Origin of the sequence: Citrobacter telavivensis (assembly GCF_041807075.1) — a bacterium.
Classification (GTDB): Bacteria; Pseudomonadota; Gammaproteobacteria; order Enterobacterales; family Enterobacteriaceae; genus Citrobacter_A; species Citrobacter_A telavivensis.
Genome location: NZ_JBGUBF010000001.1, coordinates 652,350 through 672,449, shown reverse-complemented (window position 1 = coordinate 672,449; position 20,100 = coordinate 652,350). Strand labels below are relative to the sequence as shown.

24 protein-coding genes are annotated in these 20,100 nt (G+C 50.2%); 9 read left to right on the top strand and 15 right to left on the bottom strand.

The genetic code is table 11. The features are described from left to right. The 11 genes from ACERJC_RS03130 to ACERJC_RS03080 all read right to left on the bottom strand — a co-directional run bounded on the left by ACERJC_RS03130 (position 1) and on the right by ACERJC_RS03080 (position 6,299). A complete protein-coding gene (locus ACERJC_RS03130) occupies positions 1-549 on the bottom strand; it encodes a 3'-5' exonuclease (protein WP_373670997.1) in 549 nt (182 codons plus the stop codon). 170 nt (positions 550-719) lie between these two features. After that, on the bottom strand, positions 720-953 hold the full coding sequence (locus ACERJC_RS03125) for a DinI family protein (RefSeq protein ID WP_373670996.1): 234 nt from the start codon (positions 951-953) through the stop codon (positions 720-722). Positions 954-963: 10 nt separating this feature from the next. Further along, positions 964-1,152: a hypothetical protein gene (locus ACERJC_RS03120; protein ID WP_373670995.1), complete on the bottom strand. Its 189-nt coding sequence runs from the start codon at positions 1,150-1,152 to the stop codon at positions 964-966. Between the two features lie 158 nt (positions 1,153-1,310). Beyond that, positions 1,311-3,722 carry a replication endonuclease gene (locus ACERJC_RS03115; RefSeq protein ID WP_373670993.1) on the bottom strand — a complete coding sequence of 804 codons (2,412 nt, stop codon included), beginning with the start codon at positions 3,720-3,722 and terminating at the stop codon, positions 1,311-1,313. Continuing rightward, a complete protein-coding gene (locus ACERJC_RS03110) occupies positions 3,713-4,570 on the bottom strand; it encodes a DNA adenine methylase (RefSeq protein WP_373670992.1) in 858 nt (285 codons plus the stop codon). Before ACERJC_RS03110 ends, ACERJC_RS03115 begins: the two co-directional genes overlap by 10 nt. Further along, on the bottom strand, positions 4,567-4,794 hold the full coding sequence (locus ACERJC_RS03105; RefSeq protein ID WP_016150819.1) for a TraR/DksA family transcriptional regulator: 228 nt from the start codon (positions 4,792-4,794) through the stop codon (positions 4,567-4,569). Before ACERJC_RS03105 ends, ACERJC_RS03110 begins: the two co-directional genes overlap by 4 nt. Beyond that, positions 4,794-5,027, bottom strand: coding sequence for a DUF2732 family protein (locus ACERJC_RS03100; protein ID WP_373670991.1), 234 nt, complete (start codon positions 5,025-5,027; stop codon positions 4,794-4,796). Before ACERJC_RS03100 ends, ACERJC_RS03105 begins: the two co-directional genes overlap by 1 nt. Positions 5,028-5,094: 67 nt before the next feature. Beyond that, positions 5,095-5,436: a DUF5347 family protein gene (locus tag ACERJC_RS03095; protein ID WP_373670990.1), complete on the bottom strand. Its 342-nt coding sequence runs from the start codon at positions 5,434-5,436 to the stop codon at positions 5,095-5,097. Beyond that, positions 5,400-5,600 carry a phage filamentation protein Fil family protein gene (locus ACERJC_RS03090; RefSeq protein ID WP_373670989.1) on the bottom strand — a complete coding sequence of 67 codons (201 nt, stop codon included), beginning with the start codon at positions 5,598-5,600 and terminating at the stop codon, positions 5,400-5,402. Before ACERJC_RS03090 ends, ACERJC_RS03095 begins: the two co-directional genes overlap by 37 nt. A 7-nt stretch (positions 5,601-5,607) precedes the next feature. Next, on the bottom strand, positions 5,608-6,117 hold the full coding sequence (locus tag ACERJC_RS03085) for a phage regulatory CII family protein (protein ID WP_373670988.1): 510 nt from the start codon (positions 6,115-6,117) through the stop codon (positions 5,608-5,610). A 32-nt stretch (positions 6,118-6,149) separates the two neighbouring features. Continuing rightward, positions 6,150-6,299 (bottom strand): regulator, encoded by a 150-nt coding sequence (locus tag ACERJC_RS03080; protein ID WP_373671670.1) that lies wholly within the window; start codon positions 6,297-6,299, stop codon positions 6,150-6,152. Positions 6,300-6,466: 167 nt separating this feature from the next. On the opposite strand from ACERJC_RS03080, the gene ACERJC_RS03075 reads away from it, so the two are divergent. Together ACERJC_RS03075 and ACERJC_RS03070 are read left to right on the top strand one after the other, a co-directional pair. Next, on the top strand, positions 6,467-7,063 hold the full coding sequence (locus ACERJC_RS03075) for a phage repressor protein CI (RefSeq protein ID WP_373670987.1): 597 nt from the start codon (positions 6,467-6,469) through the stop codon (positions 7,061-7,063). A gap of 20 nt (positions 7,064-7,083) precedes the next feature. Next, positions 7,084-8,760: an SNIPE associated domain-containing protein gene (locus ACERJC_RS03070; protein WP_373670986.1), complete on the top strand. Its 1,677-nt coding sequence runs from the start codon at positions 7,084-7,086 to the stop codon at positions 8,758-8,760. A gap of 105 nt (positions 8,761-8,865) precedes the next feature. On the opposite strand, the gene ACERJC_RS03065 is transcribed toward ACERJC_RS03070, so the two are convergent. Continuing rightward, positions 8,866-9,789, bottom strand: a complete 924-nt coding sequence (locus ACERJC_RS03065) for a DUF2971 domain-containing protein (RefSeq protein ID WP_373670985.1) — start codon at positions 9,787-9,789, stop codon at positions 8,866-8,868. 236 nt (positions 9,790-10,025) lie between these two features. Here ACERJC_RS03065 and ACERJC_RS03060 point away from each other — a divergent pair, with 236 nt between their 5' ends. Both ACERJC_RS03060 and ACERJC_RS03055 read left to right on the top strand, forming a co-directional pair. Further along, the gene (locus ACERJC_RS03060) at positions 10,026-11,078 is read left to right on the top strand and encodes a phage integrase (RefSeq protein WP_373670984.1); all 1,053 of its coding nucleotides are present in this window, start codon (positions 10,026-10,028) and stop codon (positions 11,076-11,078) included. 171 nt (positions 11,079-11,249) lie between these two features. Next, complete coding sequence (locus tag ACERJC_RS03055; RefSeq protein WP_373670983.1) at positions 11,250-12,047, top strand: SDR family NAD(P)-dependent oxidoreductase; 798 nt, start codon at positions 11,250-11,252, stop codon at positions 12,045-12,047. A 7-nt stretch (positions 12,048-12,054) separates the two neighbouring features. Here ACERJC_RS03055 and ACERJC_RS03050 read toward each other — a convergent pair whose 3' ends face one another. Continuing rightward, on the bottom strand, positions 12,055-12,591 hold the full coding sequence (locus tag ACERJC_RS03050) for a TetR/AcrR family transcriptional regulator (RefSeq protein ID WP_373670982.1): 537 nt from the start codon (positions 12,589-12,591) through the stop codon (positions 12,055-12,057). An 83-nt stretch (positions 12,592-12,674) separates the two neighbouring features. Between ACERJC_RS03050 and ACERJC_RS03045 the strand changes: the two genes are divergently transcribed. Further along, on the top strand, positions 12,675-13,883 hold the full coding sequence (locus ACERJC_RS03045; RefSeq protein WP_373670981.1) for an MFS transporter: 1,209 nt from the start codon (positions 12,675-12,677) through the stop codon (positions 13,881-13,883). Further along, positions 13,884-14,696, top strand: a complete 813-nt coding sequence (locus ACERJC_RS03040; RefSeq protein WP_152405312.1) for a Cof-type HAD-IIB family hydrolase — start codon at positions 13,884-13,886, stop codon at positions 14,694-14,696. An 89-nt stretch (positions 14,697-14,785) separates the two neighbouring features. Here the strand turns inward: ACERJC_RS03040 and ACERJC_RS03035 are convergent, their stop codons facing one another. Beyond that, positions 14,786-16,018 (bottom strand): MFS transporter, encoded by a 1,233-nt coding sequence (locus ACERJC_RS03035; protein ID WP_152405313.1) that lies wholly within the window; start codon positions 16,016-16,018, stop codon positions 14,786-14,788. 293 nt (positions 16,019-16,311) lie between these two features. Here ACERJC_RS03035 and ybjG point away from each other — a divergent pair, with 293 nt between their 5' ends. Together ybjG and deoR are read left to right on the top strand one after the other, a co-directional pair. Beyond that, positions 16,312-16,920, top strand: coding sequence for an undecaprenyl-diphosphate phosphatase (gene ybjG / locus ACERJC_RS03030; RefSeq protein ID WP_373670980.1), 609 nt, complete (start codon positions 16,312-16,314; stop codon positions 16,918-16,920). A gap of 71 nt (positions 16,921-16,991) precedes the next feature. Then, on the top strand, positions 16,992-17,750 hold the full coding sequence (gene deoR / locus ACERJC_RS03025) for a DNA-binding transcriptional repressor DeoR (protein WP_152405315.1): 759 nt from the start codon (positions 16,992-16,994) through the stop codon (positions 17,748-17,750). A gap of 49 nt (positions 17,751-17,799) precedes the next feature. Here deoR and dacC read toward each other — a convergent pair whose 3' ends face one another. Beyond that, positions 17,800-19,002, bottom strand: a complete 1,203-nt coding sequence (gene dacC, locus ACERJC_RS03020) for a serine-type D-Ala-D-Ala carboxypeptidase (RefSeq protein ID WP_152405316.1) — start codon at positions 19,000-19,002, stop codon at positions 17,800-17,802. Between the two features lie 246 nt (positions 19,003-19,248). Here dacC and ACERJC_RS03015 point away from each other — a divergent pair, with 246 nt between their 5' ends. Further along, positions 19,249-19,875 (top strand): glutathione S-transferase family protein, encoded by a 627-nt coding sequence (locus ACERJC_RS03015; protein WP_178827269.1) that lies wholly within the window; start codon positions 19,249-19,251, stop codon positions 19,873-19,875. Positions 19,876-20,100: the final 225 nt, after the last annotated feature.

Genomic DNA, 20,100 nt, shown 5'->3' with positions numbered 1-20,100 from the left:
CTAGCCTTTAAGTACCCGATAAGCTATAGAAACACATTCAATTTGAAAGAGTGCATCTGAAAGTGCGTTGTGATGTACACCTTCCCGGACAGCCAGCTTAAGAGGATCAATGTTTTTTATGCATTTTGCTAAGTCCACAATGGTCCTTACATCACGATCATTTCTGAACCGCCAAGGCAACAAAACGTCAAAATTTTTATATGCCTGAGCCAAAATAGCGTTGTCGAAAGAAGGGCCATTCCCCCAAACCTTCACGTTTTCTGCGTTACCCTCATCTTTGATAAAGGCATCTAAATCGCGCAAAACAAGGTCAAGAGGGGTAGCGTTTGGATCAGAGAAAATCTTACGGGCCTCATCAGACTGAGACATCCACCATGCAAGCGTGGAAGCTTCAACTTGCCCATTTGAAAGTGCTGACTTCAAGTCCACAACGCGATAAAACGTCTTTCCGACACTACCATCAGTTTCAAAAAAGACGGCTGCAATAGAAATTATCGGGGAGGATACAGAAACACCTAACGTTTCCATATCTATCATAATGTTATCCATGGTATCCCTCGTGATTAATACCTCAATATATCAATAAATTATAAACAATTGGTATCGTTGAATGCAGAATCTATGAGCCAGAGGTGAACTTTTTTATCACTAACGCCTCGCCCTGCTCGTTGTTCAACCTTGCTGGCATCAGAATCAAGTCCTGACGCCAGCAACGTCCCCTAATGTAGCCAGCTGTCGTCTTCCCAAACCTGCTGCATAATTTCCATTACTCGTTTTTTATCTTCGTCTAACTTAAGTCCGCTCAGTTCGATACCATTGGCGCTTCCCTTGCGGATCCGAATTGCCGTTTTTGGATATAAAGGGCGCAAATTTTTATAAAGCTCTGACTCAAGGGCGCTCAACGTTGCCGGGCTAATCTTCTGCTCTTTATCGATCATTATTTCAATGCGCATACCGATTCCCCTAATTGATCACGTCCATCGACCGACAGTATTCATGGCTTCTGATTTTTGCCATCAGCTCGTCGGTCAGTTCGGACACCCACTGGATAGCCAGTCGCTTTTCTTCGTCGCTGCACTCACTAGCTGCTACAAGCTTGATAAAAAAATCAATGCGCTGGAGCTTCAACGACTCCAAAAGATAATCCTGCATTTTCCCTCCTATCGCTACCTCGGACATACAACAACTGTATATATATCCACTGATTATAATTACAGTATAGTGAATAATGAGAAATGTAAAACTGTTTTTTGTCAGTCAGTTGAATGGATCTGATGCTAATCAATAACGCACAAATTGTTAAAACTGCGTCAGCCGTACCACTGCCGCCATTTATCATCTTCCTGCAAACGATAGTTTCTGTAAAAAATACGCAGCCCTCCTCCTGATGGAATACTTCCGCCGCGCAGAAGCAGGTCAATTTCTGACTCGCTGCCATCGAACCCTCTGGAACTCAGTTCTGCCTCAAGCTGCAGACGCCGCTGTTCCGAAATATTCAGTTTGTATGCTTTTTTCCGTTTCGGTTTCACCAGTCTTAACCTAGCTGTAAGCTCCCGCCGTTCCTTCTGACTCAAGTCGTGGAGATAATCCCCCGGTTCCCTCTCATCCATGGTTTTAATATCGGATAAATCCCCCCCTGATTTATTCAGATCTTCAACAGGGGGACAGTTATTGCCACGAGTCCAAGGGGCGCAAGCGCCCTGGTCGGCTGCCGCCTCCTGAACGTCAACGGCCTTACGAACCTTTTTCCACTTCATCGCGTGCGTGCAAATCTTGCCCTCTACAATCGGGGACCAGATGCCATAGATACGGATACCGTGATCGCCGTAGGCGCTCGGTTCGTCGTTAAGCTCATAAGCCGTGCGGACAAGGTGATGTTTGCGGGGAACCAGTACACCGCCCTGCTTCATAATGTAGGTGGCAAAGCAGCCCGCATCAGCCGCCGCCAGTACCGCATCCAGACGTGGATTATCCAGTACCGGCGCACCCGCTTTGCGTTCGCCCTGTACTCTCGCCGCCTGACCTGCCAGCAAGCGCAGCTCGCGGTATGCCTGACGCCCAGGAATACCAAAGAAACGAAATTGCTGAACACGGTGCAGTGACGCCCAGGCGCTGACATGCTCGGCGCTGTCACGCAGTGATCTGCCGGTTTCTTTGCTGATTTCTTTAGCCAGCCCACGCCCGTCGATGTTCTTACTGATGTATTTGGCGATATAGCTGGTCGGCGTTCCCTTGCGCGGATTGATTAGCTCGGACTTGAAGCGCGGCCCGGTATTGGTGCCCAGCTCCTCGCGGTCTTCACGGATGGCAAACTTACGCAGCAGTGCGGTGATGGAACGGCGGTCTTTTTTGCGCATGAAGCACAGAAGATGCCAGTGCACGGTGCCGTCATGGTGCGGCTCTGCAACGCGAACGCCATACCAGCGCAACCCGGCCTTGTGCATGGCCTTGCGGAAAGCGGCGAACGTATCAACCAGGTAGTCACTGCTCTGCCGGACAGTGGCACTGGTCCACTTCGGATTAGGTCTGCCGTTGTTGAGGGTTGCGTGGAAGCGTGACGGGCAGGTGATGGTATAAAACACCGCGCAGTCTCCGCGCATTTCCGCGATCAGCTCCAGTCCCTTAACACAGGCCATCATTTCATTACGGCGGTGTGCCGGGTTGCTGTTGCTGGCGTTCACCACGTCTTCCATGTCCAGCGTGTCGCCGTCTTCGTTGACCAGCTCATGCGAGCGGAAGAACTCCAGCGATTTGCGGCGCTGCTCGCGTTTGTGGATCACGGCTTCATAGCTGACATACGGGGACGCTTTCTTGTTGACCAGGCAGACGGCACGCAGCTGCTCCTCCCGCCACTCACAGCGCATCTGCCACAATTTGCGATACCACCAGTCCGCGCACAGCATGCGCGCCAGCGACGGTGGGATCAGTTCATAAGGCACCGGCTTGCGGCGGCGCTTTTTGCGGCGTAACTGCTCAAAGGCAGGCGGGATGACCTCAAGGCGCATGGCTTCTGCAGCAACCCTTTCCCATGCCTGGCGGATTTCTTCTGGTTTAACATCGTCACTGACAAACAGATCACCGCAGGCCGCATCAAGACACATGCTCATATGTGCCGCAACCAGCGTGGAAAGGCGCTTGACCTGCTCCTGATTCATTTCAGGCAGTACCAGCAGCCCCTCCAGCCCGTCCTGGCTCGCCATGAACCGGAAAGACGCAGACACCTGGCTGTCACGCATGCGCTCCAGCCGCTCAAGACACGGTCTGATTGTTTCGCGCAGATAGCGGGAATAAGCTTTAGCCCTGCCCAGGCTATGGAAGTATTTAATCCGCTCCAGCAGAGGCTTGCTGATATGGGCAGGCATGGCGCTTACATCGGCAATAATCACCAAATCGGGATTAACGCGCTGCTGTTCGCGGGCTATTCTGGCATGACTAATCAGCCGATCCTGCTCCATTTCACGCAGGACAGGATCGCGGGATTCATTGAAGAAATAACGTTCCCAAACCTTATCACTCAGCGCCTCACGGCGCAGATGTTCCTGCTCGTTATCCGCAGCGTACAGAGTGATGAGGTTTGAAAGCGCAGACTCCGGCGCTACTTCCGCCGGATCCAGATACGGGTTAACCGCTTTTTTTGGGGCATTCCATGGAAAGGCCACGTCGGCCTCATTCGAGCCGCCGGTGGTTTGTGCATGATGTAATGTGAATTTACTCACTGCCACGCCCGCACCTCAGTTTCCACCGAGATATCAGGACCAGACGCCAAATCAACACCAAACCAGCATGCTGATTTTGTGGCGATGATTTCTACTGCAGTTTTACTATCACCGGCAGCCACGCCCATGCTGCGCTTAGCGGTTATACGATGGCGAGTAAAATCACGATAAAGTGAACGGGTCAGAGACGTATCGCTGTTGGACACGATAACCGTATGGCCTTCTGATGACCGGCGTTCAAGAATAGACGCCAGATGGTACTGATCATCCTCTGTAAAACCAGCTGTGTGATATCCGTTAAACGTGCCGTCATATGGCGGATCACAATAAACCACATCACCCGTCTGCAGCAGTGCCAGTGTCTCGTCATAGCTGGCGCAGATAAACGTTGCGCGTTTTGCTTTTTCTGCAAATGCGCGTATTTCGTTTTCAGGGAAGTACGGTTTTTTATAATTACCGTAAGGAACATTAAAATAGCCGTTCAAGTTATAGCGACACAGTCCGCGATAACCATAGCGATTTAAATATAAGAAATACAATGCGCGTTCAATTGCGCCACCATGGCGCAAGTTAAACTCCTGTCTCGTCTTATAATATGCCTCTTGATCGTTACGGGCTTCAAAAATATATCTGCCCTCTTTGATGAAGTATTCAACATCATTCTTAATCACCTGATAGAGATTAATCAGGTCTGGATTAATATCCGCGACAAGATAATGAGGATAGTCTGTCGCCATCATCACAGCACAGGAACCCGCAAAAGGTTCAACCAGTCGCGGGCCCGCAGGAAGGTGTTTAATCAGTTCCGGCATTATTGCGGTTTTATTTCCCGCCCATTTCAGGATAGTGCTCATACAGCACCGCCTACGTAATGCTTACCTTTCAGCTCCGCAATCTCCTGACAAGTGACACAGCACTGCACACCCGGAATAGCGCGACGGCGAGCTGGCGGGATCGGTGCATCGCAATCAATGCAAAGCACACGAGAAACGCCCGGCGTCCTGTTGCGGGCGGTGTGGATGTGGCGCTGGCGCTCTTCTTCAACGCGTTGCTGTACAAGGTCCATTGAATCTGCCATCAGTGGATCTCCTGAGCTTCGTTCTGAATGTTTTCAGCCGCAATACGCAGCAGCTCCGCCGCTTCAACGTGGTTAAGCTGGCGTGACGTGATATGGCAAGCCAGGCTATCAAGACGGGCAACCATTGCCGCAGCACGTGCCCGGCGCTCTTCCATACGTGCATCAGTCAGCATCTGGTTAAGGCCAGCATCATCTGTTCCTGTTTTGGTGATACGGATTTCAATATTTCGCATTGTTGTTTCTCCTGAATTTGGACAATAAGGAGCCCGGCGGGTTTACGCCTTTAATTTCGGTTGTGGGTTAATTCGGCATGGCTAGCCGATTTGGAAATAAACTCACCACTGTACGGAAATGGTTCATTGCTTTAATCAGCTCCCGCTTTTCGTCAGTCGTCAGCTCACTAACATTGACGCTATGACGTTCCGCCGGAATCTTTGCCATAAAGAATATTGCGGCTAGTGCGCGTTTATTCTGCTCATGGTTAATATCCCGTAGGTCCCGCATATCGCTAATAAAGCGCTCCAGTTCTGAGTCAATATTTAAGCCAAACACTTTCGCCCTTAATTCCGCTATGTGGTTTAACCCATTAAGGCGGAGGCCAGCGCTTAGCGGAACAGTCGCAGCATCGCCTTCAATAGCCATGGTTTCCCCTGCTTTTTAGTGGAAAGTTCATCCAGCAGCGCATCCTGAGAGCGGCATGGATGCCAGCGCTTGCCATCCTTCCCCATAATCCAGCCATGACCACCGTGCATTGCAGGACTTTGCTTAACGAGCAGTGATGCAAAAGATGGTTCTTTAGTCAGCATAACCACCTCAGATCAGACCGAACGAAGCGCCGAGGCCCGTCACAGTATCCACCGCGTTTGCCATCGCCGGGTTGGCCTGCAAACGCGCATGTAATGAAACAGCTGTCAGTGCCATTAAGCGCGTAACAGAGTTGATGCTATTGATAACATCGCGGCGGCCTGCACTGGTTTTCACATCACCGGATACTGCGCCTGCAGCTACTCGCCCAATCTCCGCAGTTGCACTCATGACGTAATGTGGCAGGTTCTCTTTTGCCACTTCATTCAATGGCACGCACGGCAGGCAATGGATTTGAGCCAGAAAACCGTCAACCAGCGTTGAGTCTTCTGTGATATCAGTCAGCAGCCAAATCTCCGGCGGCGTAAGTTGATGCGGTTGCTCCGGGTTCAGCTTATTGCGCAGCGTCTGGACATTCATTCCTGCATGTTCTGCCAACTTCGCCATGTTGTGACGTAAGGCAAAGGCACGGCAGGCATCATCGAAATGCGGGTGTTTGGAAACTCGATAGTCAAACATAGCAAGAAACTCCGATGTATCTCAAAATGGAACTAACTAATAGCGACATTGCAATCAGAAAGCGCATCAACCGTCAGCGCGACGATATTAATCATCACTTTCTCGCGCTTCTTGTCCTTACGCAGACGATGGCGAGGCAAACGACCATCAGCGAGCATGTCGTTAATGGTGTCTACAGGCAGTCCTGTTAGCTAGCTGTAGCGTTCAATTGTGACGTGCGGTGTATTCAGAGTGATTGAAATGTTAGGGGTCATGATGCAACATCTCCTATTGGCTTGTGGTGAGCCGGTAGTAATCGTGACAAGTCCCCAAATGGGGACGAAATTGATACTAGGATCGCATAAGAGATATGTCAACATCAAAGTACCCAAGTGAGATCAAAATAAATCCCAATCATGGTGGCAAGGCTGCGATTGAGCGATTGGTCGAGGCATATGGGTTTACAACACGGCAGGCCCTTGCTGACCACTTAGAAGTGTCAAAAAGCACTTTGGCTAATAGGTACATGCGAGATACCTTTCCCGCAGATTGGATAATTCAATGTGCCCTGGAAACAGGCACCTCGCTCAACTGGTTGACTACCGGGCAAGGCCTTAAGCTAAGTTCTCAAACAGCAACCACTGAAGAGCTTGTGAAGTTTCGTCTGACTGCGGGAAAAATGGTTAAAGATGGCTCATATGTTTTTGACGCGTCATTTCTTCCTACCAATCTTTCATCCCCGATTGTTGTTCGTGATGGCCGTACCACATACATCTGTGATCAAAAATTCACGGAAGTGTTAGATGGGCACTGGTTGATCAATATCGATGGGACCTATTCCGTTAGACTGATTACAAGGCTGCCGAAAGGCATGATTAAAATCTCTACTGCAGAAAATAGTTTTGAGTGTGCATTTGCAGATATAGAAGTCATTGCATGTATAAGAAGCACAACAGTTACATACTGATTCAGTAAAAGGATTTAAAAATGGATTTGTTTCTTGTTGTAGTTTTGCTGTTAGCCATACTCGCCCCCATCCTGGCTGTCATGTTGCTCAAGAAGAGCAAACAACATAAGTTCCAGATCGAGGCACTTAATGATCGTAACATAGCTCTTTCGAATGAATTGAGTGAAAGCCAAGAACATTTAGCGAACTCTATTCGAGAGCACTCAGAGCTTGAAGGAAGAGCTGCTCCTTTGTGGCAATATGAAGAACTGCATAGTGCGGTTCTGGATGCCGAAAAGACGATAAAAACAGCAGACTCGATTGCTAAAAGCACAGTGAATGAAGCACAACTTAAAGCCTCCAGCATCATTTTAGAAGCAAATAACCAAGCCCGACTAACGATAAGTAATGCCAACAACGAAGCAGTTGTGATAACTAAAGATGCTCGCGATGCGCGTTTAAAAGCCAAGGAACGATTGGATAACGCTAATAGTAGGGCCGATGAGCTAATCTCCAATGCTAATGATAATGCAATGAAAATAGTCGCTGATGCAGAGAGCAGAGCAAAAGAAATCGCCGGTTCTGCATATGAAGCGAAAGAATTTGCAGAAACCTACCAAGCTGTAGCCAAGTCAATGAAAAATAAAATTGAGGGGTACGGTGATGAATGGATTGTTCCAAACCGAAGCGTTTTGGACGAATTGGCAGAGAGCTATGAATTTACGGATGCTGGGAAAGAGCTGCAAAAAGCTAGAGAATTAACTAAGTCTCTTATCAAGACAAGCAAAGCGGCAAGCTGCGAGTACGTCGAACCGAACAGACGAAACACCGCAATTAAATTTGTGCTAGATGCTTTTAATGGAAAGGTCGATAGCACGCTTTCAAAAATTAAACATAACAATTATGGTAAATTATCCCAAGAAATAAAAGATGCGTTTGAACTCGTGAATTTTAATGGTTCAGCCTTTAGGTCCGCCAGGATCACCGATATCTACTTACAAGCCCGACTCAACGAGCTTAAATGGGGAGTAGCCGTAAATGAAATTATGCTCGAAGAAAAAGAGGAACAAAGACGAATCAAAGAGCAGTTACGTGAAGAAGAAAAAGCACGTCGCGAGTATGAAAAAGCGATAAAAGAAGCTGAAAAAGAAGAAAAAGCAATTCAACAGGCCATTGATAAAGCAACTAAAGAACTGATGCTCGCAGGTGAAGAACAACGTATAGCCCTCGAACAGAAACTGACTGAGCTGCAAATTAAATACGAAGAAGCTGAAGCTAAAAACCAACGAGCAATTTCGATGGCGCAGCAAACACGTTCAGGTCACGTATATGTGATCAGTAACATCGGCTCCTTTGGAGAAAATGTTTATAAGATTGGGATGACGCGAAGACTTGAACCACTTGATCGTGTTCGTGAGCTGGGTGATGCCAGCGTGCCTTTCTCATTCGATGTGCATGCAATGATCTACAGTGAGGATGCCCCATCACTCGAAAATCATCTCCACAAAGTTTTTAACGATAAGCAAGTGAACAAAGTTAACTCACGCAAAGAGTTCTTCAATGTTGGTATAAAAGACATCAAATCTACGATTCAAGAAATGAGTATTGATGCGCATTGGACGATGTTTGCAGAAGCTAAAGAGTATAGAGAGTCGATCGCCATACATAATGAGCGTGAACGGGAAAAGTTATCAAGCAATAAACTAGTAGTTGCTTAACATCAATATTAGTAAATCACCTGACTGTTTCTACTCATAAGCCTCAGTCAGGTTTTTCACCTAAAAAACGAATTATTTTATGAAAAATCAATCATTAACTTTAATTTATCTAACATTTATCTCCCTCACATCGATTCCATTGAGGCTGCCATTCTCTACCACCTCATAAAAATCAACTTTATTGTTTATGTTTTTTAGCACCAATTCCTTGTAATATTTTTTCCTTTCAGAACTCATCCTTAATCCAAAGATGACTTGACTTAATACCCCAGGAAAGTCAAATAGGCCTGATGTTTCCTCTATATAGCGCCATTCCTTCTCATATTCCCATGCGAGTGTTTTTGTACTTATTGTTGCTCTAAAAGTATCATCTTCAAATGATACTCTTTGAATGTTTGGCACACCACTTCCTGGTGCCATAATTTGCACTTCATTTTTGAATCCACAATTAAATTTAGGTTTTTCTTTTGAGTAAACCACTGGTAAACAATGGCGTGCATTTGCCAATCTGCATTCACCATCTGTACTAAAACCAAAAGTAATTCCTTTATGATTAGCCCCATAATGAGCCCACATCAACTCATTACAACAAGTTTCACTAAGACTAAAAACACCTACTTTCGCAAGGCGCTTGTGCATATCTTTAAATATATTCTGCGGTTTAGAGAGTTCCATTCCATGTTCTGAGTAAAGTGCCCTCATAGCTTTAACTTTACGATCATGGTTCAAGTTTCTAAATCGCTTAAGCCATTGTTTTGTTGCTCTCTCACTTAGAGAGAATAGTGTTTTTGGTGGTTTAAAATCAGGCAGGGGCATCATCACCCCCATTATTTGACCTTGCTCTAATTCACGAATTGTTTTCTCTTCCCAGTCCTTTGGTATTTCTCCTATCCTACATTCCAGTGGATCATTTAAAAAAGCAGGAGAGGAAAGCCAAACTTTATTGTCTGTTATCAATTTTTCTGTATATTCAGAATCATCTCTATATTTATAAAGTATGCTTGGCATTAAATTATTTTTTTCTTTCATTCCCACTAAATCCCTATGTATATAATAAAAATATAATTATTCATAGTTAACGTTTCAGACATCATAAGATGACTTGGACATAAAATAACATATTCATCTAATTCAAACACCTATTTATCAAATGTCATGCTGTTCAAATCTTGAACCTATTAAGATGTATATTCTTTGATTAAACAAACATTGACCACTGTTCAAACATACAGTTAAATTTAACCCTCAGACATGAGGGCTTTTTTATGGCAGTACGAAAACTCGACACAGGAAAATGGATTTGCGAATGCTACCCAACCGGACGTAGTGGACGTCGTGTGCGTAAGCAGTTCTCCACTAAAGGGGAAGCGCTGGCTTTTGAACGCCACACGATGGAAGAGACGGAGGCTAAGCCCTGGCTGGGGGAATCTGTAGACCGTCGGACTTTAAAAGACGTCGTTGAACTCTGGTTCAAACTGCACGGCAAATCCCTGACTGCTGGCGAGCATGTTTACGACAAGCTACTTTTGATGGTCGATGCACTCGGAAACCCCCTCGCTACAGATCTCAGTTCCAAATTGTTCGCGCATTACCGTGATAAACGCCTAACGGGTGAAATTTACTTTAGCGACAAATGGAAGAAAGGTGCCAGCCCGGTAACTATCAACCTTGAGCAAAGCTACCTTAGCGGCGTTTTTAGCGAGCTGGCCCGACTAGGTGAATGGACAGCGCCTAACCCGCTGGAGAACATGCGCAAATTCACCATCGCAGAAAAGGAAATGGCCTGGCTGACGCATGAACAAATTACTGAGCTTTTGTACGACTGCAACCGCCAAAGCCCCCTGCTCGCACTGGTCGTTAAAATCTGTCTGAGCACCGGAGCACGCTGGCGCGAAGCTGTGAACCTCACGCGCTCTCAAGTCACAAAATATCGAATCACTTTCGTCAGGACCAAAGGCAAAAAGAACCGTAGCATTCCGATCAGCAAAGAGCTGTATGAGGAAATAATAGCCCTAGACGGCTTCAAGTTCTTTACCGACTGCTACTTCCAGTTTTTATCTGTGATGGAGAAAACCTCTATAGTGCTTCCACGCGGGCAGCTTACACACGTTCTGCGTCATACGTTCGCAGCACACTTTATGATGTCAGGTGGAAACATCCTTGCCTTGCAGAAAATTTTGGGTCACCACGACATTAAAATGACCATGCGCTATGCTCATCTGGCACCAGACCATCTTGAAACAGCCCTGCGATTCAACCCGTTAGCTACCCTGCCAAGTGGCGACAAAATGGCGGCAGCGGTTGGCAATAACCCGTAATCGCCACCCCTTATCACTAACCTAACTTATTGATTATCTTGCAAGCCATTGTTTTCATTAACCCATTTACATAAATGGGTTTTTTGTTGCCTGAATTTCATACCCCGTCCTTGCACCCCGCCATTCATCACCCATACTTCCTGATTATCGGCCCGTGAAGGTGAATGCCTTATGTTGCTTAAAAACAAAATCGCTGTGATTTTTGGCGGTAGCGGCGCTATCGGAAGTGCCGTGGCGCGGAATATGGCGCGTGAAGGGGCGCGGGTTTATCTGGTCGCTCGCGGTCAGGAAAAACTGGAGCGCGTGGCGCATGAAATTCGTGCCGCAGCAGGGACCGTTGATACCGCCCTCATCGATGTTCTCGACGAGCAATCGATGAGGACGCAAGTAGCAGAACTGGCGAGCAGGAGCGGCGGTTTCGATATTGTCGTCAATGCCACCGGTTTTATGCACGACCAGGGTAAGGAGGTCGCGGAATTAACCCTGGACGAGTTTATGCAGGGGATCCGCCCCTTCCTCACCGCTCAGTTCACTATCGCAAAAGCCGTTACGCCGCATATGGGAGGTCAACGCGCGGGGGTGATTCTCAGCGTCGTCGCGCCCGCAGGTGCGATGGCGATCGCAGGCTATTCAGGTCACATTGTGGGCTGTGCAGGAGCAGAAGCGTTTGTTAAAGCTCTGGCTGCCGAACTCGCTCCCAGAAATATCCGCGTCATCGGTATTCGTTCCCATGCGATCGTCGATGCCGTTAAGGCCGGTTCTTATACCGGTGAGATTTTTGCCGCAAAGGCGCAGGAAATGGGATTAACAACAGAAGAATGGCTGGGAGGGGCAGCGCAAAGCACAATGCTCAAACGCCTGCCAACGCTTGCAGACATCGCCGCGCTCATGAGCTTTCTGGCCTCGGATAACGCCAGCGCCATGACGGCAACCATTGTGAATATGACCGCCGGCGCCACGACAGGATAACGGAACCTCACCCGGCGATACGTTTAACCATCAGTAGGATCTCTTCGCGCGTCATCGGTGTCCGGTCGGTCACAAAATGCAGCGTCATCCCTTCAATAAAGGCGTCCAGCGCACGCGCAGTACCCGGTTCGAACCACCGGGAGAGCGTTTGCTGGCTGCGCAGCATCCAGTTTTGCATCACCGTTTTTAACGCAGGTTTGCGATTGGCAAAGGCATACAGTTGATACATCAGTTCCATATTATCCGGCGTGGTAACCTGAGAACTGTAGATCATGTCGGCGATCGCGTGACACGCCCCCTCTTCGTCCGGAACCTGCGTAAAAAAGTCCTGATACTGCACGGACATCGTCTGCGTAAACTGCGTGAATGCTTCGGTCAGCAACTCTTCGATGCCGGAAAAATAGTAGGTCAGCGATCCCAGTGGCACGCCGGCCATCGCGGCGATTTTTCGGTGCGTCACTGCATGAATGCCATGCACTTTCACTGCTTCCAGCGTCGCGGAAACGATTTTCTCTCGCCGCTGCGGATCGTTAGCACGTCGCACGTTTATTCCTCTCAACAGGTTTATGTACAAATGTACACAAGCTTGATAATGTTGTCTTCTCTCTTTTCTGCCGATCTGGAATTATGACTGCCATCTCTTCACGCAAAGCCCTGCAACGCCGAACCTGGGCACTTTTTATGTTCTTCTTTTTGCCCGGCCTGCTTATGGCCTCCTGGGCCACACGTACGCCAGCCATTCGTGACACGCTCTCGGTCTCGACGGCGGAAATGGGGGCGGTGCTGTTTGGCCTCTCAATAGGTTCGATGGGCGGTATCCTTTGTTCGGCCTGGCTGGTGAAACGATTTGGCACGCGAAAAGTGATTCGCACTACGATGTCCTGCGCGATTATGGGGATGCTGGTGCTGAGTCTGGCGCTATGGTTGACCTCCCCACTGTTGTTTGCGCTGGGTTTAGGTGTGTTCGGTGCCAGTTTTGGCTCCGCGGAAGTGGCGATCAATATTGAAGGTGCGGCCGTCGAACGGGAGATGAACAAAACCGTGCTGCCGATGATGCATGGATTTTACAGCTTCGGCACGCTGGCGGGCGCGGGCGTCGGGATGGCACTGACGGCCTTTGGCGTCGCGGCAACCACCCATATTGTGCTGGCCTCGCTGGTGGCGATTGCGCCGGTTTTTATTGCGATCAAAGCCATTCCCGACGGAACAGGCAAAAACGCCAGTGACGGTTCTCATCCCGAAGAGAAAGGCGTTCCCTTCTGGCGTGATATTCAGTTGCTGCTGATTGGCGTTGTGGTGCTGGCGATGGCGTTTGCCGAAGGCTCCGCCAACGACTGGTTACCGCTGCTGATGGTGGACGGCCACGGGTTTAGCCCAACGTCAGGTTCACTGATTTACGCGGGCTTCACGCTCGGGATGACCGTCGGGCGCTTTACCGGCGGCTGGTTTATTGACCGCTACAGTCGCGTGGCGGTGGTGCGCGCCAGCGCCCTGATGGGAGCGCTTGGAATCGGTTTGATTATTTTCGTCGACAGCGCCTGGGTGGCAGGCGTCTCCGTGGTACTGTGGGGCCTGGGGGCATCGCTCGGCTTCCCGTTAACGATTTCAGCGGCCAGCGACACGGGGCCGGATGCGCCCACGCGCGTCAGCGTCGTGGCAACCACCGGCTATCTGGCATTTCTCGTTGGCCCTCCGCTGCTGGGCTACCTCGGTGAGCACTACGGCTTACGCAGCGCCATGCTGGTGGTGCTGGCGCTGGTGCTGCTGGCCGCCGTTGTCGCCAGAGCCGTTGCCAAACCACATTCAACTACGCAATCTGCGATGGAGAAGGGATAAATGGGTATTAAGTTAATTGCAGTCGATATGGATGGCACCTTTCTGAGCGATCAAAAGACCTATAATCGCGAACGTTTTCTGGCGCAGTATCAGCAGATGAAGGCACAGGGTATTCGTTTTGCGGTCGCCAGCGGCAACCAGTATTACCAGCTTATCTCTTTCTTTCCCGAAATTGCCCATGAGATCTCCTTTGTCGCCGAAAACGGCGGTTGGGTGGTGAGCGAAGGTCAGGATATCTTCAATGGCGATCTGGCGAAGTCCGACTTTACCGCCATTGTCGATCATCTGTTGACCCGTGCCGACGTAGAGATCATCGCCTGCGGTAAGAACAGCGCGTATACCCTGAAAGCGTACAACGACGAGATGAAAGCCACTGCGGGTATGTACTATCACCGCCTTGAGTTCGTGGATGACTTCGACAATATCAATGATGTGTTCTTCAAATTTGGCCTCAACATCTCTGACGATCGGATCCCGGAAGTTCAGCAAGCCCTGCACGACGCCATTGGCGATATCATGGTACCCGTTCACACCGGCTATGGCAGCATCGATCTCATTATCCCCGGCGTACACAAAGCGAACGGTCTGCGCCTGCTCCAGCAGCGTTGGGGAATTGATGATAACGACGTGGTGGTGTTTGGCGACGGCGGCAACGATCTTGAAATGCTACGCCAGGCGGGCTTCAGTTTTGCGATGGAAAATGCGGCGGATGTGGTGGCGAAGGCCGCGAAATACCGCGCAGGCTCGAACAACAAAGAAGGTGTCCTGGACATCATTGATTGCGTGCTGAAGAACGACGCGCCGTTTAATTAACGCCTGCTAGGTCTAAAATAGCGTCATTCACCAGGCCGGATAAGGTGTTTACACCGCCATCCGGCTTTATTGCCTGATAGCGGGCACCATTACCCTTCCCGCGTATTTCCGACCTGTTTATCTTTCAGGAAGATAAACATCAGCAGCAGCCACAGGATACCGTTTGCCAGGTTAAACAGGCTGAACAGGCCGTTCCCTCCGCCCAGCCAGGCATATTTGCTCAGCTCAATTCCGACGGTAAAGATCAGCATTTGCAGCATCCCCATCGCCGCAGAAACCGTGCCTTTACTCATGTCGCTGGCGAACAGCGTGAGGCGCACCAGTCCGGCGTTTGCCACGCCGATGCCGAAAGCGTAAACGCTCAGTCCTGCCGTCATCCACAGGTAGGCGTGAGACGCGACCACCGTTGCCGCTGCGGCGATAACCAGCCCGAGTACAATCGGCCAGCCGCCCATGATGATGAGCGAACGCACCGTACGTCGCGAGGTCAGGCGCGCCAGCACCAGATTCCCGGCAATCAGCGCACCAAAAATCGGTACCTGTAGCAGGCCATACTCGTAGCTACTGAGCTGCTCACCGCTGATGATGATAATCGGCGACTGGGCAATCCAGGCCAGCAGCGGCAGGCTGACAAATCCCAGCGCCAGCGCGCCGGCGACAAAGCGACCATTCTTCAGCACCAGTTTGTAATCGCTGCCCAACGCTTTCAGGGACAGCGGTTCGCCGATTCGTGTGGCCGTCTCCGGCATCGCACGCTGCAAGCCAAAGAAGGCGACTGCCGCCAGTGCCGCGAACAGCACAAACATGCCTTCCCACGGCAGGACATGAACCCAGGCGGCTCCCACCAGGGGTCCCAGCAGCGGCGCTATTAGCGCGACGTTCGCCATCAGCGCCGTGATTTTGATACACACCGCCTCTTCAAAGGACTCCTGAATGGCCGCATAGCCCACTGCGCCAATAAAGCACAGGCTGATACCCTGCAAAAAACGCAGCAGCGTAAACTGTTCAATGCTTTGCGCCAACAGCGTGGCCAGACAGGTCACAATAAACCACACTACGCCCGCTAACATCACCGGACGGCGACCTATTCGATCCGACAACGGCCCTAGCAGCCATTGCAGAAACATCCCCCCGGCCAGATAGGCGGTCATGGAGGTCGGAACCCAGTCTATTCCCGCCTGAAATTGTTCCACCACCGCCAGCATGCCGGGTTGGATCATATCGTTGCCAATGTAGGTGGAAAATTCGTAGAGCACCAGACAGAGAGGGAAAAGCAGCGCCTGACGTCCAAGACGGGCACCTTGTTGTAAACGGTTTTGCATGCAATCTCTTCGACAGTAAAAATCGCGCAAAGTGTAATGAAAGTGTCTCACCTGAGATAGTGAATTATGTCTGGTAAAGGCAAAATGCGCACATTTTTACACGCTCATTGAAAATCTGCCCCTGGGTTTAAGGTTAATCTAAGTTACTGCGGCTACTCTGGTGTAAATCGCGAGCGGTGTCTGAAACACCTTCAATTTACAGGTAAATAAGACTATCCCTCTTTACCCCGAGGATGGACACTTTTATTCTCGCCCTGCCTGGATATTCATTAAACGTACTGAGTCTGAATGCTATGCTGGAAAATATTAACTATTCGCTGTTCTACTTAATCAATGCCACGCCGGACTCGGCATCGTGGATGATTTCCCTTGCCATTTTTATCGCCAAAGATCTGATCAACATCGTCCCGCTGTTAGCCGTTGTCCTCTGGCTGTGGGGACCGCGCGAACAGGTTTGCGCACAGCGGCAGATGATCGTCAAAATGGCGATGGCGCTGGTGGTCAGCCTGCTGGTGTCCTGGGTAATGGGACATCTGTTCCCGCACGACCGTCCGTTTGCCGATCACATTGGCTACAATTATCTCCAGCATGCGGCTGATGACTCGTTCCCCAGCGATCATGGCACGGTGATTTTCACCTTCGCGCTGGCGTTTTTGCTCTGGCATCGTCTCTGGTCCGGCGTTCTGCTGATGGCGCTGGCCGTGACCATCGCCTGGTCCCGAGTGTATCTCGGCGTACACTGGCCGCTCGACATGCTCGGCGGACTGCTGGCGGGGATGATCGGCTGTCTGAGCGCGCAGATTTTGTGGCAAAAATTCGGCCCGGCCCTCTATGGTGGCCTGCAATATTGTTACCGTATCTGCTTCGCACTGCCGATTCGTAAAGGCTGGGTGCGTGACTAAACGAAGAAAAAAAGAGTAATATTAGGCACTCTGTAGCGGACAGAGCGCTTAATTATTCATCCAGGGGAATTATGGAAACACGTCGCGAAGAGCGTATTGGTCAATTGCTGCAGGCGCTGAAACGCAGCGATAAGCTCCATCTTAAGGAAGCCGCGACCCTGCTGGGCGTCTCTGAAATGACCATTCGTCGCGACCTGAATAACAACAGCGCGCCGGTGGTGCTGTTAGGTGGCTATATTGTGCTGGAACCCCGCAGCGCCAGCCACTATCTGCTCAGCGATCAAAAGTCCCGTCTGGTGGAAGAAAAGCGTCGCGCGGCACAACTGGCAGCAAATCTGGTGCAGCCGCATCAAACGCTGTTTTTTGACTGCGGCACCACCACACCGTGGATCATCGAAGCGATCGATAATGACATCCCGTTTACTGCCGTCTGCTATTCCCTGAATACGTTTCTGGCGTTGCAGGAAAAACCGCTCTGTCGGGCGATCCTCTCTGGCGGCGAATTCCACGCCAGCAATGCGATTTTCAAACCGCTTGATGCCAGGGAAACGTTAAACACGATCTGTCCGGATATTGCCTTCTACTCGGCGGCGGGCATCCACATCAGTAAAGGGGCGACCTGTTTTAATCTGGAAGAGTTGCCGGTGAAACACTGGGCGATGTCGATGGCTCAGTACCACGTGCTGGTGGTCGATCACAGCAAATTTGGTAAGGTTCGTCCGGCGCGGATGGGGGATTTAAAGCACTTTGACGCGGTGATCAGCGACAGTTGCCCTGACGATGAATTTGTCAGCTTCGCCAAAGCACAGCGGATTACGCTGATGTACTAATTGCCGCTTGCCGGACAGGCGTCAGCGCTATCCGGCAATCCACAAACGCTTAAGAGAACCAGCTACCGAACCACTGATGGAATTTCATCAGCACGAAATCCCACATCCGGCCAAAGAACCCGCCCTCTTCTACCGCTTCCATCACGATCAGCGGACGCTGTTCAATCGACTTGCCGTTCAGCTGGAAGTCAATGGTCCCAACCACCTGGCCTTTTTTCAGCGGCGCGGTGAGCTGCGGTTCGGTCAGCGTAAAGCTGGCTTTCAGGTTTTTCAGCTGACCACGCGGAATGGTCACGGAACCGGCTTCACCTGCCCCCAGGTTCACCTCACTCTTGTCACCAAACCAGACGCGCTGGGTCACAAAGGTGGCATCCGGTTTGATAGGCGTTACGGTCTCAAAGAAGCGGAAGCCCCAGGTCAGCAATTTTTCTGATTCATTAAAACGGATACGGTCGGTTTTGGTGCCCAGCACAACCGAAATAAGCCGCATATCGCCCTGGGTGGCCGACGCGACCAGGTTGTATCCGGCTCCCGCCGTGGTGCCTGTTTTCATGCCGTCAACATTAAGGCTGGAACTCCAGAGCAGACGGTTACGGTTGGGCTGGCGAATCTTGTTAAAAGTGAACTCTTTCTCTTTATGAATCGCATACTCTTCCGGTACATCATGGATCAGCGCTTTACCCAGCAGCGCCATGTCGCGCGCGGTGCTGAACTGGCCCGGCGCATCCAGACCGTGTACCGTCTGGAAGGTGGTGTTTGTCAGCCCGAGCTTTTTCGCATAGCCGTTCATCAAACCGATAAACGACTCCTGGCTGCCCGCAACATAGTCTGCAAGCGCGATACAGGCGTCGTTGCCGGACTGAATAATCACGCCTTTATTGAGATCGGAAACCGCCACCTGATCGCCAGGTTTCAGGAACATGACCGAGGAGCCGCGCAGCGCCGGGTTACCGGTCGCCCAGGCGTCTTTGCCTATCGTCACCATGTCGGTCAGTTTAATTTTCCCTGCTTTTAGCGCCTGTCCCACCACATAGCTGGTCATGATTTTCGTCAGACTGGCAGGATCCAGCTTCTCATCGGCATTGCCTTCTGCCAGCACCTTACCGCTGGAGTAATCCATTAAAATCCACGCGCGCGCATCAACGCCTGGTGCGTCAATCGTCTGTTCCGCCGCCATCACCGTTGGCGCGAAGAGAAATAAAAGTGCTGAACCCGCTGCGAAATTACGAAGGGAAGAAACGTATTGCGTCATAAATGCCACCCGAGTATCCATTCAAAAAATATACGTCATACCACCGTATAATAAGTGCGGTGAGTAATAACGCACTAAGAAGCGTAAGGGAACCGTAAGTTGGTAAAGTTTTTAAAGTTTATGCAATAACCCCTCGCTACGCTGCAACTGAGAGGAATTTTTTGTTGGCTGTTGCGTAAATGTTGGGTTTATCTCACCATGTGGAGTGAACGCAGCCCTGAGGCTGTCCATTTTTGAGGGGTAATTATGATTACGCTGTGGGGCAGGAATAACTCAACCAACGTCAAGAAAGTGTTGTGGACGCTCGAAGAACTGGAATTGCCGTTTGACCATATCCTGGCGGGAGGACAGTTTGGCCTGAACCACGACGCAGACTATCTGGCGATGAACCCAAACGGTCTGGTGCCTTTGCTGCGTGATGATGAAAGCGATCTGCTGCTGTGGGAATCCAACGCCATCGTACGTTATCTGGCTGCACAGTATGGACAAAAACGTCTGTGGGTCGAGTCTCCGGCGCGTCGGGCGGAAGGCGAAAAATGGATGGACTGGGCTAATCAAACCTTGAGTCCGGCACACCGCGTGGTGCTTTTTGGTTTAGTGAGAACGCCGCCGGAACAGCGCGATCGCGCCGCCATTGATGCGGGAGCGAAGCGCTGCGACGAGCTGTTTGCGATCCTCGATGCAGCACTGGCTAACCAGCCCTGGTTTTCAGGTAACGAGTTTGGCACCGGTGATATCGCCATCGCCCCGTTCGTCTACAACCTGTACAACGTGGGGCTGACGTGGACGCCGCGTCAGCATCTTGAGCGCTGGTATCAGCAACTCAGCGAACGCCCGGCATTTCGTAAAACGGTCATGATTCCAGTCAGCTAAGTCATTCAGGTGCGCGGTCTGCTGCCGCGTGCCTGTGTTCCGTTAAAATCATCATTCACACTTATTATTTTTTTCTTTATATTTCATCACATTATCCTTCCAGAACCCTCTCTCAGAATACGGTACTGAATTCGTGAAGCGCTTTGCAGAAAGTCGCTGCGGCCATTGCCGCAAAGTCGAAACTCATAAACATTAGCGAGCAAACTATCTGCATGGAGACCAACG